The sequence below is a fragment of the Paenibacillus sp. FSL F4-0125 genome, assembly GCF_038008565.1.
In the GTDB taxonomy this organism is placed as follows: Bacteria; Bacillota; Bacilli; order Paenibacillales; family Paenibacillaceae; genus Paenibacillus_AQ.
Genome location: NZ_JBBOZJ010000001.1, coordinates 2,832,645 through 2,848,129, shown reverse-complemented (window position 1 = coordinate 2,848,129; position 15,485 = coordinate 2,832,645). Strand labels below are relative to the sequence as shown.

The window sequence follows — 15,485 nt, the reverse complement described above, 5'->3', positions numbered from 1 at the left end:
TTGTTCAATAATCAGTTCCCTTGTGAGGGTTTCATAAATTCAGTGGGTGTCTGCCCAGTTACTTTTTTGAACACTTGACTGAAATACTGTGCATTTCCACCAAAGCCGAACATTTCAGCGAGTTCAAATACTCTTACATCACCACTATGTAAAATGTGTTCCGATGCTTTAGTAATCCGGTAATTGGTAACGTAATTAGAGAACTTCTCCCCTGTGATTTTCTTAAATATTTTCCCAAGATAATCAGGATTCATATATAACATCTCAGCAGCGACTGAGCTAAGTGACAGCTCCGCATTCTTATAATCATCCGCAATTATTTTGAACATTTTATCTACGATTAAGGATTGGCGACAGCGGAAATGACGATCGTACATCGCTGTCAGACGAACCGCCGCATCTTTTACATAGGCTTTAAGGCCGCCTAAAGTCCTGATCTCTGCTAATTCTGCCAAACTTGAAGTAAAGTTATTTCTTTCTACAGGGACGGCTAACCGTATCATCGCAGAATACAATTGCAAAACATAAGATCGCGTTACATTTATATCCACACGCTGTTCAGCAAGCAGGTTAAATAAGCGCTCTAATTCTAACTCTACTGCACTTTGTTCGCCCGCCTTAATCAGCAGACAGATTTGCTCTTCGTCTAGTTCGATATCATTTCTTCCGCTTAGTTCATCACTAGGAAGATCACTACCTGTGATCAGACCTCCCTCTTCCATATAAAAACAGTGGTTAAGGTACTGCAGGGTCTGACGATACAATCGGCGTGAATGTATCATGAAGTCCGCGTCACTAATCGCAATGGTTACATCGACTTTGTAAAACTTGTAGAACATTTTCCTTACTTCTGAAATTCGCTCAAGCAATGTACTATTCAGCGCGGTCTCTCCTTTGACTTCCATTAGTGTCAGAATAAATCCGCCTATTCTTGTACTAAGTAGCGTTTCTTGAAGCATATCCTGTGCAATATTTTGCAAAGCAAAAAGTTGTTCATATTCATAAGAACCTTCCAGTCTGAACAAGATCAAACGCACCATTTTGTCATTTAATTCGATACCTAGCAGCTCCTGATAGTACTCTAGATCTTGACTTCCGTATGTTTTGTTAGAGATCCATTCCTTCAAAAATTGTTCCTTCACATGTGGTAGAACTTTGGTAAACCGTTGTTTCATGTCATTTACAAAATCTGTCCGGCCCTTTCGTTCATCGAGCTCTGCTACCAGTTCAATTAGTGCATCATGAATTTGATTTTCGTTGCAAGGCTTTAGCAAGTAATGTTTCACGCCGTGCTGCATAGCGATACAGGCGTAGTCAAAATCCTTATACCCCGTCAACATAACGAACTTCAACTCAGGAAATCGTTCACTACATTTCTGTACCAAGCTTAGTCCATCCAAACCGGGCATAGAAATATCAGTGATCACTATGTCAGGACGAAGCTCCTCTATTTTCTCCAAGGCTTCTATCCCGTTTCGCGCCGTACCCGCCAGCTCAGTTCCTGCCTGTGCCCAGTCTACTACCTGCGATATGCCTTCTAGTATCAACCGTTCATCATCAACCAGCAGTAACTTATACATTCTCTAGCACTCCTTTTAAATAAGGTATACGTACATGTATTATCGTTCCTTGGCCTGGCTCACTTTCAATCACTGTACCCCATTCTGAACCAAACACGATTTGAATACGCTCTGCGATGTTCGCTAACCCTATGCCTTCGCCACGTGTCTTGATTCTACCCTGCTGCAAATCTTTGATGAACTCCGCACTCATTCCCGGCCCATTATCACTAACACGAATATCAAGTCCATGCTCCTCCTCACTCACGGTTATAGAAATAGTACAGGGTTCAATATTAGGTTCTAATGCATATCGGATCGCATTCTCGATCAATGGCTGAAGTGTCAGCTTCGGGATTAAAGCGTCATGTAAATGCTCAGGAAAATCCATCCGGAAATCAAGTCTATCGTCAAACCGTGTTTTTTGGATAATGACATAATTACGCACGATAGTAAGCTCTTTTTCAATCGTAATCAAAGGGTCTTTAAGACCGATCGAACTGCGAAACAAGTACCCAAGAGCCTCAACCATTTCAGATATTTTCGCCTGCTTGTTCATCTTCGCTAACCAATTGATCGATTCAAGAGTATTGTATAAAAAATGCGGATTAATCTGTGCCTGCAGTGCTTTGAGCTCGGTCTCTCTAATAATGAGCTGCTTCGCGTAATTCTCATCGATGAGTTCTCTAATTCTGCGGATCATCATTTTAAAGGTACGGTTAAGCTGACTTACTTCGTCCTGCGCAGTTTGCGAAACTACACCTAGAGATTGTTCCTCCAGATTATCCAGATCTCCTTTTTCGATTTGTTTCATTTTTTTAGTCAGCTTTGAAATCGGACGAACAATACTTCGAGCTAATCGATAACCTAAGAGCAGTCCAATTAATAGTATGAGCGCGAAAATGATGACGACCAGTTTTTTAACAAAAGTAATATGTTTGAACATCTCATTGAATGGGGTGGCATTGATATACATCCATTCCATATAAGATGATTTAGTCTTCGTGATAAAATAAGTTCCTTCTTCATACTTGGCTGTCCGATAGAGCTCAGAACGTTCCGTTTCCTCCTTAAGCTCCGTTGGCAGTAATATTGGAGCTTGAGGATAAACCGCCTGCCCTGACATCGCATCAACAACAATCAACTGATCGCCATCCGAAGTATTACTTGTGCTATCGGCTATAATGCGATCAATTCGAATACGGATAACTAACGTCCCTAGATCGGCCAGCGTAAAGGTTGACCCTGTGTAAGATTTAATCTGCCGAACAGCCAAGAGTGAATTTTTATTTCCTTGGGGATACCACACTATGCTACCCCCAGCTTCCTTAGCCAGAGGTTTTAATTGATCCTGAAGATCCTGTGATACACCCTCACGATTTCCTGCGGTCATAGCACCGCCATTCGTATCCAACAGCATCATAGAATAGACATATTTCTCAGCTCCTGCAAAGGCAACTAACCTGTTAATGATCTTGTTATGTAGAACCTGTCTTTCATACGGCTGAGGATCATCCTGCAACTGACGAAGGCATTCCTGTATTTGCTCATCAGAGACCACGTTAAAAGAAAGTTGTTCCAACTCTCTTAAAGTACTTTCTATACTGATCGATGACATCCCCAGCACTTCGGATGCCTTTTCATAGATTTGCTTGTCATAAATTCGATAAACATACTGCAGCACGGTTAAAGAGAATAGAAAGGACAGCAGCAGTAAAAAGGAAATGATCAATATCATTTTATTAAAAATACCCGAACCTCTGTAAGCGCTGACATTCTTCCAAAACATAAGCATCCTCCAATTCACTCCAAACCCTTATTATGGGAAGTATTATTTATCATCACTCTATCCTATCATAAATGATATTGAAGCCTTTGGGAAAAATTGCAACAAAAAGGACTTAAAGTGAAATCCAAACTCAGACTTCACTTTAAGCCCTTATCATGAGCCTATGTCACATTTATAAAAAACTAACCAAGCACCATTCGATCATCAGCCAGTTTATGACCACTGATGGTCTCAAATTCTCCCAGTAAGCGTTCTACCGTAAGATCCTGTTTGCGTGTTTCGTCAATATCAAGGATAATACATCCCTTATCCATCATGATAAGACGATTCCCAAGGCGAATTGCCTGCTCCATGTTATGGGTAACCATAAGTGTAGTAAGCTTCATCTCGCGGACAATTGACTCTGTCAGTTTAGTAATCAGCTCCGCACGTGAAGGATCAAGTGCAGCTGTATGTTCATCTAGTAGCAAAATCTGCGGTTGGGTGAAGGTCGCCATTAGCAAACTCAGCGCTTGTCTTTCCCCGCCGGATAATAACCCCACCTTAGCCCGTAGACGGTTCTCCAATCCGATCCCGAGCCGGCTTAACTCCTCGCGAAACTTCGCCCGTCTCACTGTATTTACACCGAAGGATAATCCTCTGTTCTTTCCTCTTTTATATGCCATCGCTAAATTCTCTTCAATCGTCATCCGTGGAGCCGTACCTGCCATAGGATCCTGAAAAACACGTCCGATCCAGCGACTACGCTGATACTCTGCTAAATGGCTTATAGAATTCCCTTCAATGCTAACTGAACCGAGATCCGGCTTCATTACACCAGAAATGATATTCATGAGTGTAGATTTACCTGCGCCGTTGCTGCCAATAATGGTGACAAAATCGCCGGGGCGAAGCTCCAAATCAATACCGAGCAGCGCAATCTTCTCATCTGGAGTCCCAGGATTGAACAGCTTAGATACGTTATCAAGCTTAAGCATCGATAGTGCCCCCTCTCTTGCTGCTAAGCGCTTGTTCAGCTAATTCCACTGAACGCTTACGCGCTAAATTCTTCTGCTTCAAGAAACGCTGAATCGATGGGAATACAAGTGCGAAAATAACGATAATTGCTGTGATCAGTTTAAGATCCGAAGGTCTCAACCATGGAACATACAAAGCCAGCGCAACTACGATTCGGTAAACAATAGACCCCAGAACAACTGCCAAAGTTGCACGGAACACATTTCCAGCCCCGAAAATAGCTTCACCTATGATTACCGAAGCTAAGCCGATAACAATCATCCCTATGCCCATTGAGGAATCCGCAAAAGTAGAATACTGAGTAATCAGCGCACCCGAGAGTGCCACCATTCCATTAGATAGACTGACACCGAGAATGGTTGTATTATCCGTGTTTACACCCAGACTGCGGATCATTCTTGCATTATCTCCGGTAGCCCTCAAAGCAAGCCCAAGATCCGTACGCAAGAATAAATCCATTAGGATTTTCACAAATAGAACAACAAAAGGAAGAACAAGAAGTGGATTAATGGACGAGAACAACGTAGTATCACCCATTAGTGACCAGTTAGGCTTACCGCCAAATATTCGCAAATTAATGGAATAAAGTGCAATCATCATTAGAATCCCGGATAACAATCCATTAATCTTGCCTTTCGTATGTAGTAGACCCGTACACATTCCTGCCAACATCCCACCAGCAATAGCAGCGAGTGTGGCCAACCACGGTGCATAGCAATTAGTAATCATAACAGCGGCAATGGCACCGCCTGTAGTAAAGCTACCATCGACAGTCAAATCAGGAAAATCCAAAATGCGAAAAGTAATATATACCCCTAAAGCCATAAATGCGTAAAGCAGACCCATTTCCACGGCCCCAAGCATTGAATCATACATAGAAGTTTTCCTCCTTCAAGCGGCAAGGGGCGTCCTTACGGAATCGCCCCAATATAATGTCTTATTGAATAATATTGTTAGCTTGATCGGCTACTTCTGCTTTCATTGCATCTGTTACTTCTATGCCTTGTGCAGCAGCAGCTTTGAGGTTTAGGATAAGATCGAGTTTTTCTTGCATTGTTACTTTCATATCTCCTGGTTTTTTACCATTTTTCAGAATATCCACTGCCATTTGTCCAACTTGGTAACCATGATCGAAGTATTTGAAGCCCACGGTAGCAAATGCGCCTTTTTCAACGGTATCTCGATCACTGGAGAAGAACGGAATTTTCTTATCATTAGCCGTTTGAATAATGGTATCCACGGCACTCACTACAGTGTTATCCAAAGTAATGTAGAATGCATCTACACGACCAGCAAGTGACTCAGCAGCTTGCTTAACTTCAGAAGTATTCGTGATAGCTGCCTTCACAAGTTCAATACCATGTTTATCCAGCTCTTTCTTGGCAATATCCGCCATAATTACAGCATTCGGTTCACCTTCATTGATAACAATGCCGAGCTTCTTCACATTAGGAAATTGAGTAGCGATGAATTGCATTAATCTATTGATAGCTTCAGGATTCGTATCAGATACACCAGAGACATTGCCACCAGGATGCTCAAGATCAGTAACGATTTTTGCATCGATAGGATCAGTCACCGCTGCGAACAGAATCGGAGTATCCTTACTTGATTTGCTGAGCGCTTGAACAACGGATTGAGCGGAAGGTGTCGCAATCGCCAATACCAAATCATTCGTGTCTGCTGCAATCTTTTGAGCAATTGACAAGTTATTCGCTTGGTCAGCTTGAGCATTCTCAAGATCAACCTTCAAGTTCTCTCCTTCAACAAGTCCTGCATCCTTCAAAGCAGCGAGAATTCCTTCGCGTGTAGCATCAAGTGACGGATGTTCTACATATTGCGAAATTGCGATTTTGTAAGTTTTAGAATCTGCGGTTCCAGCATTTGTTGACGTATTTCCGGTGTTTGTTGCATTGCCTGAGTCTACTGCAGCATTATTGTTACCACAGCCAGCAGCTACCAGCATGAAGCATAAGCTTAAACCCGCCAAAATGTTTCTCTTTTTCATTAAAGTACCCCATTTCATTAGATTATTAACGCGTGCATCAAAGTGAGCGACTCAGCATTATCACTTTTATCAATAAAAGCATTAAAGCATAAGCTTACACGTACCTCACAATAATGATAGAAATCTATTAAACCTATATTATATGGAGGTTGTTTATCCGTCAATCACTTATCCAACTTCCATAGATTACAAATTTCATAGCGCATTACTCACCAATATAGGAAGGACTTGGTTGTGTCTTACAGTGATTGCCTTGAGCCGCATTACATAAAAAAAAGCCCCCTGCACAAACTTAACCTACAGTTTGAATATGGAGCGTGTCATATGCCTGGTAACCACAAAAAAATACTGTCCACTGCTACTGTATTGCTTGCTGTTGTTTTATCAAGTACTGCGTGTAGTTACTCATCACAATCACAAAAACCCAAGATAAACGCTGTAACACCTGATGGCATGCAAGCCTCTAGTTATTATGAAAAGTCATCCATCACAGATGCTCAAGGAAAGTACTGGATTCCACTCAAACCTGCAATTGCTTCACTCGGATATCGAATGAAAGATGATGCTACTCATGGAGGATACACCAAGATTGGCTACAGTGATGTTATGTATATGCTACGTCCTGGCTCTACTCAGGTTTTCTCCTTAGGTGAAAAAATCACACTACCGCAGGCACCTAGACGACAAGAAGGACAAATCTATATCACACCTTTAGCATTATCTAAATTTCTTCAAACGGAAGTGGGTTGGAATCCACAGTCTGGGGAAATCAACATTGCCACACCGACCGATCATGAAAGTATTATAAAATCACCATCTGCTAAAACAAAGAATGGATCTAAACCCATTCGCATCCAAAGTATTTCTGAAGCTGACAAGAAGGAATTAGTTTCTTATGCCAAAAAATTCTTGGGTGTGCCTTATGAATTCGGCACCGGACCTTATGAAGAAACCAAGAAATTTGATTGCTCTTCTTTTACAAGGCATGTATTCAAAAAATTCGGAGTAAACTTACCACGCCTAGCCAAGGATCAAGATAATTTAGGTAATCGCGTTCAACGCAGTGCGCTAGATGTGGGCGATCTGATCTTCTTCACTGTCCCAGGTCGCTTTGAAAGTGACGCTATCCCTGGGCATGTCGGTATTTACATTGGAGATGGGAAATTCATTCACACATGGGGAGATCCCGGGGTTCAGATCAGTGATCTCGACACAGGGTATTGGAGCAACGTAATCCTGCATATGCAGCGCATTCTGTAACCCACATTAACAGCCAAAAGGCCACATATTGAGAAAGCCTGAATCCTCCGTTCTGGAGGGTTCAGGCTTTCTTTGTTGCAACAAAAAGTGGGATTTTTAGTCCCAGTTCTTCCCTTTACCGCTTAAACGTACAAACAGTTTTACAAGCTCTACGATCAATATAATCGCCAATGCTGCAGCAACTACGATTCCCCACTGTGATCCGCTTAAATGCGAGACACCAAACCAATCATTCAGTCCAGGGATGATGATTACCAGCACCAACATTAATGTAGAGATCAGTGATGCCCACAGCATATACCGGTTGCTGAACCAGCCAATCTGAAACAGCGATTTCGTATTGGATCTGACGTTAAACGCATGAGAAATTTGCAGTAATCCTAATGTGGCGAATGCCATCGTAACCGCAATACCCTCATTGTAATGCGTATGTGCCCATTGGTACACGAGCAGTGTAAGCGCAGCCTCTAATATACCCTGGTAGATGATCCCGATTCCCACACCACCAGCAAAGATACTGCTGCTCGCTTTTCGTGGTTTTTTCGACATCAGATCGTCCCCCGCTTTTTCAAGCCCTAGGGCAAGCGCAGGTAGGGTGTCAGTAACAAGATTAATCCACAGAATATGAATCGGCTCGAGAATACGCCAACCGATCATTGTCGCAATGAATAGCGTAAGAACCTCACCAAGATTGGCGGAGAGCAGGAACTGGATTGCCTTACGGATATTGCTATATACTTTCCGTCCTTCTTCAACAGCAACAACTATGGTCGTGAAGTTATCATCTGCGAGCACCATGTCGGAGACGCCCTTAGCCACATCTGTTCCCGTGATTCCCATTCCCACACCGATATCTGATGACTTAAGCGCAGGAGCATCATTCACTCCATCACCAGTCATGGCAACAATCTTTCCTTTTTTTCTCCACGCCTTCACAATCCGGACTTTATGTTCAGGAGATACCCGTGCATAAACCGAATAATCAGTGACTTTCTCAGCAAATTCCTCTTCACTAAATTTATCCAGCTCACTACCAGTTAATACACCTGTTTCATCTTCGATAATCCCTAATCTTTTGGCTATGGCCGCTGCTGTATCTCGATGATCTCCTGTAATCATTACAGGTCTTATCCCTGCTTTTCGACAGATGGCTACCGCATCCCGCACTTCCTCACGCGGCGGATCAATCATACCGACTAAACCGATAAATACTAGTTCTTTCTCTGTAGTATCCGGTGAGATATTGGACGGTAGCTGCTCTTCATCTCTGTAAGCAAATGCCAAAACCCGGAGTGCATCGTTCGCAAGCATTTTATTACTTTCCATGATTTGTCGTGAATGTTCCTCTTTAAAAAGGACGATTTCTCCATCCACAAGAATATGGCTGCATTTGGATAAAAGTACATCTGGAGCACCTTTCGTTAATACACGATAACGTCCATTTTCAACTTCATGAATCGTCGTCATCAGCTTGCGATCGGAGTCAAATGGCAGTTCGTTTTTACGCGGGAATTTCTTTTCTAAATCCCTTTTGTCAGTACCAATACTGAGTGCGTAATCCACTAATGCAGTTTCCGTGGGATCGCCAATAATCGCTTTACCACTCTTGGTTTGCGTGTCCTTGGCTCCTTCATTCCCTCCAGAATCCTTAGGAGACTTCCCTTCGTCAATACTGGAATCATTACAAAGCGTCATGGCCTGAAGTAAAAGTTCGCCGCCTAGCGTCCCCTCAAGCCCTTCTGCTGCTTCTTTCGTAGTTCCATTGACATGCACTTTTTCGACAGTCATCTTGTTCAGTGTCAATGTTCCGGTCTTGTCAGAGCATATAATTTCGGTGCTTCCGAGCGTCTCTACAGCGGGGAGCTTGCGAATGATCGCTTTACGTTTAGCCATCCGCTGCACTCCGAGGGCTAAGATAATGGTAACAATGGCTGGCAGCCCTTCAGGAATCGCCGCTACTGCAAGTGAGATTGAGGTCAGAAGCATATCAAGAAGCTCTCTACCCTCAAATATACCGACGGCAAAGATGACTACACAAACACCAAGAATAATAAAAGTAAAGTATTTTCCTAGTTCGTCCAGTTTCTTTTGCAGCGGTGTGATATCATTCTCTTCTTCCGAGATAAATCCGGCGATCCTGCCGACTTCAGTCTGCATTCCTGTAGATGTGACTACACCAACCGCTCTACCGTAAGTTACATTACTGCTCATATAAGCCATATTGGTACGATCCCCGATAACAATATCGCTTCCCTCAAGCACACCTACCTTCTTTTCTGAAGGTAATGATTCTCCGGTTAATGCGGCCTCCTCTGTTTTCAAAGAAGCAGCTTCTAACAGCCTAATATCTGCCGGAACCACGTTTCCAGCTTCCAGTAATACGATATCCCCTGGTACGAGGTCTTCACTTTTAATTTCAGAGACCTGACCTCCACGCCGCACCCTGGCATGCGGAGAGGACATACTTTTTAGGGCATCTAAAGCTTGCTCTGCTTTATTTTCCTGAATAACGCCAAGCACCGCATTCAGGACTACTACTAACAAAATAATGATTGTATCTGTCCATTCTCCCAAAATCCCAGACAATACAGCTGCCACGAGCAAAATAAAGATCATGACATTTTTAAACTGCTCAATAAATTTTCCTAACAGTGATTTGGTCTTTGCCTCTTGAAGTACGTTCTTCCCATACTTCTCCTGAAGTTTAGCGGCTTCACCGGAAGACAAGCCATCTTTCCGAGTTTCCAGCCTTTTGAGCACTTCTTCCTCGCTCAGTGTATGAAAAGGAACCTGCCCCTGCGATTTTGGTTCATTTGAATTCAAGACCATTGCCTCCTTCCGGGATTGAGATTCTGGTAAAACCTCTCATATGAGTCTTACCCAAAAAAGGCATGGTGATTCTAGAACGTTATGTACAATTTTAGAAATTCGGTAGTTCAGACTTCAAGCTCTATTACATGTAGCTCCAAACGATTGCCTTCATCAAGCTGGAACGTAACAAAATAACTGGTCGCTGCTCACAAATCAATGCATTTTTCGAATAGAATGATCATATAGGACTGCGCTAGAAAAAACCGTTAAAATCCCGCGATTTGCTCAAATTTATCCCTGCTGACTTAAACTTGATAATAAAAGATATATTTACTGCGAATTACTTCAATTATCCCCGTCAGTTTCTTATTTTCTTTTCCTTTTAAAGAATATTTTTCACAAAAAATTTGGATTCATGTAAAAAGGTATGTTATGCTTTTTATACTACATGCAGTTGGGAGGTGTTATTTTAGTGCAATATATAGCGCGTATGTCCTTACTTTGGCTTCTTCGGATCTTTTTAGTTTTGGGTTTGATTTCCTCATTTCCAATCACTTGGTCTGGAAGCTTAACGACTACAAAACAAGAACATACAACTCCCGAAATTGAACACTATGAACGCAAATCTATACCTCCTGTGCGGACAGCTCCCAAAATCATTCCACAAATTGGAGCTATCAAAATAATTGAACAATGGGGACAGCGCTCCATAGCATTAACCGCAATGCTCCCTTTCCTTTCAATTATATTTCGTCCGGTAATTTATAAATTCATGCTTCGACTGCGGCTGTACGTGCTAAAATTCACTTCTCATTTCGTGAATATTAAACGACTACATTTATTGTGATTTCTCTGGGACTATCTTCTTCTTTAGCTTCGGACTGACAATAGATCCACTCACCTTGGGTGGTGAGGCGCTCTGTTACTCTATCGCAGCAGTCATTGTTACACTAATCAGGAACTTTGTCGCAGGCTTGTTAGCCGGACGCAGTGCCGGTCTCAGCCCGCATGCTTCACCTTTTATCGGTTTAAGTATAGTCTCACATAGCTATTTTTCGATTACTATGGCCAATTTGGATAAAGCAGGCGGATTACCGGCTATTCTACCGCTATTTGAGCTATGTATGTACTTCTTGCTATCTTCGGCCCCCTTCTAACGAAGGAATCTATATGTATTATAAAATATTGGATATAATATTCAAATTCGAGAAACGATATGCTGCAAAAATGTCCAAAAAGACTGACGTACCATGCAAACATGAATAAAGTTGTTTCCCCTGTTAAAGGAGGGAAAAAATTGAAAATCAAGACAAAGCAACATCAACAGCTACGAAACAATTCTATATTACGAGTTCTCACTGTTATTGCGGGAGCACTACTTGCCGCTGTAGGATTAGAATTATTTCTTATACCACATGGGCTTGTGGTTGGAGGAATCACAGGTTTATCAGCATTATTCGCTCATACCACTGAAATGCAGCTTGGATTATTTCTGTTTTTATTCAATCTCCCTTTTATATTTATGTCTCGAAAACAAGTCAATGTTCGCTTTGCCCTGTATACCGTTCTCGGATTAACTTGCTTGACCATTGCTTCACTTGCTCTTCACCGTTTCCCTGCAGTCATTAGCGATCCTTTACCTGCTGCAATGGCAGGCGGGATCTGTTTAGGGCTTGGTATCGGAATATCTGTCCGATTTGGTGGTGTGAACAAATATGCCAGTGACCAAGGATATTCACTTCTGAGTGGCGGACCGCCAAAGTCAACCGAAATCGTCATCATGATTCTGAACTGTGCTATCTTGCTTATTGCAGGCACGTTATTTGGCTGGGAGCAAGCAATGTATTCCATTCTTGCTTACTTATTAGCCTTCGAAGGTGTGAGATTCTCACTCCGAGGGTTATCCGCTTCTCGGGCTGCATGGATTACCAGCAGTCATTGTATGGATATCCAAGAAGCGCTCGAAGCTTCACTAGGTCGAGAAGTTGGGCTTGCTGAAGGCTCAGGGGAGAATGGAGAGCTTAGTACATTATTCTGTCTGATCAACAGAATGGAAGAACATCAGCTGCGGACGATCGTCCTTGATTGTGATCCCGACAGCCAAATTGTGTTCAAATCAGCTATTGGTGATCCAAGACAGGTTAACCAGCACTAATAACAAATAGAGCTATTCGATAAGTTTATCTTCTTTGTTCGAAGACAGCCTTTATTATTCTAAGAGCCGCGTAAGTGAAGAAGCGCTTCCCAATAACCTGAGAAGCGCTTCTTTTTATGTTTTAGGCTGGGCTTGGATACCGGATCAGGCTCTCATAAACAATTAGGGAAAATCTCCCTATAATTCAGTCATTATTGCTCAACAGATCAATAATTAGGGAATTCCTCCCTATAATTCACCTAATTTGGTGGTATTTATAGATATTAATCCGATTTATAGGGAGAAATTCCCTGATTTAATTCATTTCGAGCAATTATCGGGTATTTTCAGGGAGCTTTTCCCTAATTACTCTCAAGACTTTAGCAGCAAAAAAAGAAACTGCCCATAAGTAGCATTCACTACTTTTGAGACAGCTTCTCTCTTTTAGTAAGCTGGGGATCAACCTCAAATCCACCCTATACTCGTTAGTGACTTTTCTAACGGAACATTCCCCACAAACGGATCAAATGGAAGGTGTTGTTCGGATCAATTTTCTGAGCGATTATAAATTTCACAATTTGGTCTTCCTGCGTCGAGGTCAATTTCTCGCTCAGTACACCTGACGCATTCCGTACCAGCCTGCGGACAACCGCCGGGTCCTGTAACTCCTGTTTCGAGATGCCGTTAATCATATTTTTGATACGATCTTTGACAGTCGAATTTTTCATCTTCAGCTTGATGCGTTCCACGAGCTGAGGGCTAATTCCGAATTGTTGATAACCCAAGTGTAGCACCTCCCGTCATATCCAATCTTTCACAGTATATGAGGCTGAGGTGTTAGATGTGCCTACTTAGTCAATTAATTCCCCTTGGAATATTTGCTCACCTTGTAAATAAAGCCGTAGCGGAGCATATTCAGGAGATGTCCAGAACTTCTCATCCTTAAGCAGTTCAGCCACATCATCACGCGCCTGCTCCAGCACTTCAAAGTCAGCCGTCATATCCGCCAGGCGGAACTCCGGTAATCCACTCTGCTTGGTTCCAAAAAAGTCACCAGGACCTCGCAGCTCCAAATCTCTCCGAGAAATCTCAAATCCATCATCTGTATCGGTCATCGCTGTCATTCGTTCACGCCCGATTTCAGATTTCGGATCAGCTACCAGTACGCAATAAGAGGCATGCTGCCCTCTACCAACCCGTCCACGCAGCTGGTGTAGCTGAGATAATCCGAACCGGTCTGCATCCATAATAATCATCAGTGTGGCATTAGGAACGTCTACGCCCACCTCTACAACTGTTGTGGACACTAGGAGCTGCAATTCATTATTATAGAATGCTCTCATCACTTCATCTTTTTCAGCAGGAGACATTTTCCCATGCAAGAGACCAACTTTATAGTTAGGAAAAGCTTGGCTCATCTGAATATGCAAATCAATTGCATTTTGCACATCCAGTTTTTCCGATTCTTCAATGAGCGGACAGATTAGATAAGCTTGGCGTCCCAGCTCTATTTCACGCTTAATCAGATTCAAGACACGATCCATGAGATCATGCTTGACCCAATAACTGGTTATTGGCACTCGGCCTTTCGGTCTTTCCGATAGAGTAGAAACATCCATATCTCCAAAAACTGAAATCGCAAGTGTACGCGGAATAGGCGTTGCAGTCATCGTAAGTACATCCGGATTATATCCTTTACGCCGCAATACACCTCGCTGGTTTACACCAAACCGATGCTGCTCATCCGTTACTACGAGACCCAGATCACGGAAAAATACATCCTCCTGAATCAAAGCATGCGTACCTACAACGATATCGAGCATCCCCATTTGAAGAGAAGCTAGCAATTCTTTACGTTTCCGTCCAGTTACACTACCCGTCAAGAGTCCAACCGTAATCCCAAACGGCTCAAACATCTTTGTGAGAGAGCGCATATGCTGCTCCGCTAATATCTCAGTAGGCACCATAAGCGCCCCCTGAAAACCGGATCGTACGGTAGCAAAAAGCGCCACGGCCGCTAGCACCGTTTTACCAGAACCCACATCACCTTGTAGCAGACGATTCATACAATATGGCGATCGCAGGTCATGTAAAATCTCCAGCTCCACACGTTTCTGAGCATCTGTAAGCTCAAAAGGTAAGCTGCGAACAAACTGACGAACGGTTGCGTTATCCACAGTATGAACTACACCATCCATCCTACCGCGATTGAGTACCCGGAATGCCTGCATCTTCAACTGGAACAGAAATAACTCCTCATACACCATCCTGCGGCGTCCCTGCTGACCTTCACGTGTGTCCTCTGGCCTATGAATGGTAGCAATCGCCCGTTTACGGGGCATAAAATCATATTGCCGCATAATAGAATGCGGTAGTATTTCGGGAATTAGATCTCCATATTGCTGAAGTGCCTGATTAATGCTTTTCCGGATCCAAGACTGCGTGATCTTGCCACCGACAGAATAAACAGGCTGCAGTGTTCCCGTCTTCCCTTCCCCGCGATCAGGGAATTCATAATCCGTCACTGTAATTTGATTTCGCTTCTGGTCCCATTTACCTGTGAGTACAATTTCTCTCCCCACAGTAAGCTGCTCTCGCACGTAATGACGATTAAACCATGTTGCTGTGAACATCCAAGGCTCCGCAACCATTTTACAACTTAGTCGTGATTTGCCTCCAAAACGCTGCAGCACAGGAATACCGATCACTTTAGCCTCTGTAGTCACTTTATCCCCATGTTTGGTTTCACTCAGCGATCGTGGTCGATAATCCTCGTAACGGAACGGATAATATTCTAACAAATCCTTTACCGTAAAGACGCCAAAGGCGTGAAGCTCGCTTTGCTTTTGAGCACTCACGCCAGTTATGTTTTTTACTTCAATTTGATTTAATGACAGTGTCATATCC

The 15,485-nt window shown here is 42.9% G+C and carries 11 protein-coding genes; 3 read left to right on the top strand and 8 right to left on the bottom strand.

Features of this window, described 5'->3' with window-relative positions:
• Window positions 1-11: 11 nt before the first annotated feature.
• From NST74_RS12290 to NST74_RS12270, 5 genes are all read right to left on the bottom strand, one after another.
• Window positions 12-1,580 (bottom strand): response regulator transcription factor, encoded by a 1,569-nt coding sequence (locus NST74_RS12290; protein WP_341112277.1) that lies wholly within the window; start codon window positions 1,578-1,580, stop codon window positions 12-14.
• A complete protein-coding gene (locus tag NST74_RS12285) occupies window positions 1,573-3,348 on the bottom strand; it encodes a sensor histidine kinase (RefSeq protein WP_341112276.1) in 1,776 nt (591 codons plus the stop codon). The genes NST74_RS12290 and NST74_RS12285 overlap by 8 nt, the downstream gene beginning before the upstream one ends.
• Before the next feature lie 182 nt (window positions 3,349-3,530).
• A complete protein-coding gene (locus NST74_RS12280) occupies window positions 3,531-4,325 on the bottom strand; it encodes an ABC transporter ATP-binding protein (protein ID WP_341112275.1) in 795 nt (264 codons plus the stop codon).
• Window positions 4,318-5,241 (bottom strand): ABC transporter permease, encoded by a 924-nt coding sequence (locus tag NST74_RS12275; RefSeq protein WP_341112274.1) that lies wholly within the window; start codon window positions 5,239-5,241, stop codon window positions 4,318-4,320. Before NST74_RS12275 ends, NST74_RS12280 begins: the two co-directional genes overlap by 8 nt.
• A 61-nt stretch (window positions 5,242-5,302) precedes the next feature.
• On the bottom strand, window positions 5,303-6,373 hold the full coding sequence (locus tag NST74_RS12270; RefSeq protein ID WP_341112273.1) for an ABC transporter substrate-binding protein: 1,071 nt from the start codon (window positions 6,371-6,373) through the stop codon (window positions 5,303-5,305).
• 324 nt (window positions 6,374-6,697) lie between these two features.
• Between NST74_RS12270 and NST74_RS12265 the strand changes: the two genes are divergently transcribed.
• Window positions 6,698-7,633 (top strand): C40 family peptidase, encoded by a 936-nt coding sequence (locus tag NST74_RS12265; protein WP_341112272.1) that lies wholly within the window; start codon window positions 6,698-6,700, stop codon window positions 7,631-7,633.
• 96 nt (window positions 7,634-7,729) lie between these two features.
• On the opposite strand, the gene NST74_RS12260 is transcribed toward NST74_RS12265, so the two are convergent.
• Complete coding sequence (locus NST74_RS12260; RefSeq protein ID WP_341112271.1) at window positions 7,730-10,456, bottom strand: calcium-translocating P-type ATPase, SERCA-type; 2,727 nt, start codon at window positions 10,454-10,456, stop codon at window positions 7,730-7,732.
• Between the two features lie 890 nt (window positions 10,457-11,346).
• On the opposite strand from NST74_RS12260, the gene NST74_RS12255 reads away from it, so the two are divergent.
• Both NST74_RS12255 and NST74_RS12250 read left to right on the top strand, forming a co-directional pair.
• On the top strand, window positions 11,347-11,601 hold the full coding sequence (locus NST74_RS12255) for a hypothetical protein (protein WP_341112270.1): 255 nt from the start codon (window positions 11,347-11,349) through the stop codon (window positions 11,599-11,601).
• A gap of 140 nt (window positions 11,602-11,741) precedes the next feature.
• Window positions 11,742-12,599 carry a YitT family protein gene (locus tag NST74_RS12250; protein WP_341112269.1) on the top strand — a complete coding sequence of 286 codons (858 nt, stop codon included), beginning with the start codon at window positions 11,742-11,744 and terminating at the stop codon, window positions 12,597-12,599.
• 476 nt (window positions 12,600-13,075) lie between these two features.
• On the opposite strand, the gene NST74_RS12245 is transcribed toward NST74_RS12250, so the two are convergent.
• A complete protein-coding gene (locus NST74_RS12245) occupies window positions 13,076-13,363 on the bottom strand; it encodes a stage VI sporulation protein F (protein WP_042126904.1) in 288 nt (95 codons plus the stop codon).
• Between the two features lie 66 nt (window positions 13,364-13,429).
• Entirely contained in the window at window positions 13,430-15,481 is a 2,052-nt protein-coding gene (gene recG, locus NST74_RS12240; protein WP_042126901.1) for an ATP-dependent DNA helicase RecG, read from the bottom strand.
• Between the last annotated feature and the right edge of the window lie 4 nt (window positions 15,482-15,485).

What these genes read in the sequence shown, in the direction of transcription:
- NST74_RS12290 (WP_341112277.1), bottom strand. Translation starts at nt 1,580, where the DNA reads ATGTATAAGTTACTGCTGGTTGATGATGAACGGTTGATACTAGAAGGC.
- NST74_RS12285 (WP_341112276.1), bottom strand. Translation starts at nt 3,348, where the DNA reads ATGTTTTGGAAGAATGTCAGCGCTTACAGAGGTTCGGGTATTTTTAAT.
- NST74_RS12280 (WP_341112275.1), bottom strand. Translation starts at nt 4,325, where the DNA reads ATGCTTAAGCTTGATAACGTATCTAAGCTGTTCAATCCTGGGACTCCA.
- NST74_RS12275 (WP_341112274.1), bottom strand. Translation starts at nt 5,241, where the DNA reads ATGTATGATTCAATGCTTGGGGCCGTGGAAATGGGTCTGCTTTACGCA.
- NST74_RS12270 (WP_341112273.1), bottom strand. Translation starts at nt 6,373, where the DNA reads ATGAAAAAGAGAAACATTTTGGCGGGTTTAAGCTTATGCTTCATGCTG.
- NST74_RS12265 (WP_341112272.1), top strand. Translation starts at nt 6,698, where the DNA reads ATGCCTGGTAACCACAAAAAAATACTGTCCACTGCTACTGTATTGCTT.
- recG (WP_042126901.1), bottom strand. Translation starts at nt 15,481, where the DNA reads ATGACACTGTCATTAAATCAAATTGAAGTAAAAAACATAACTGGCGTG.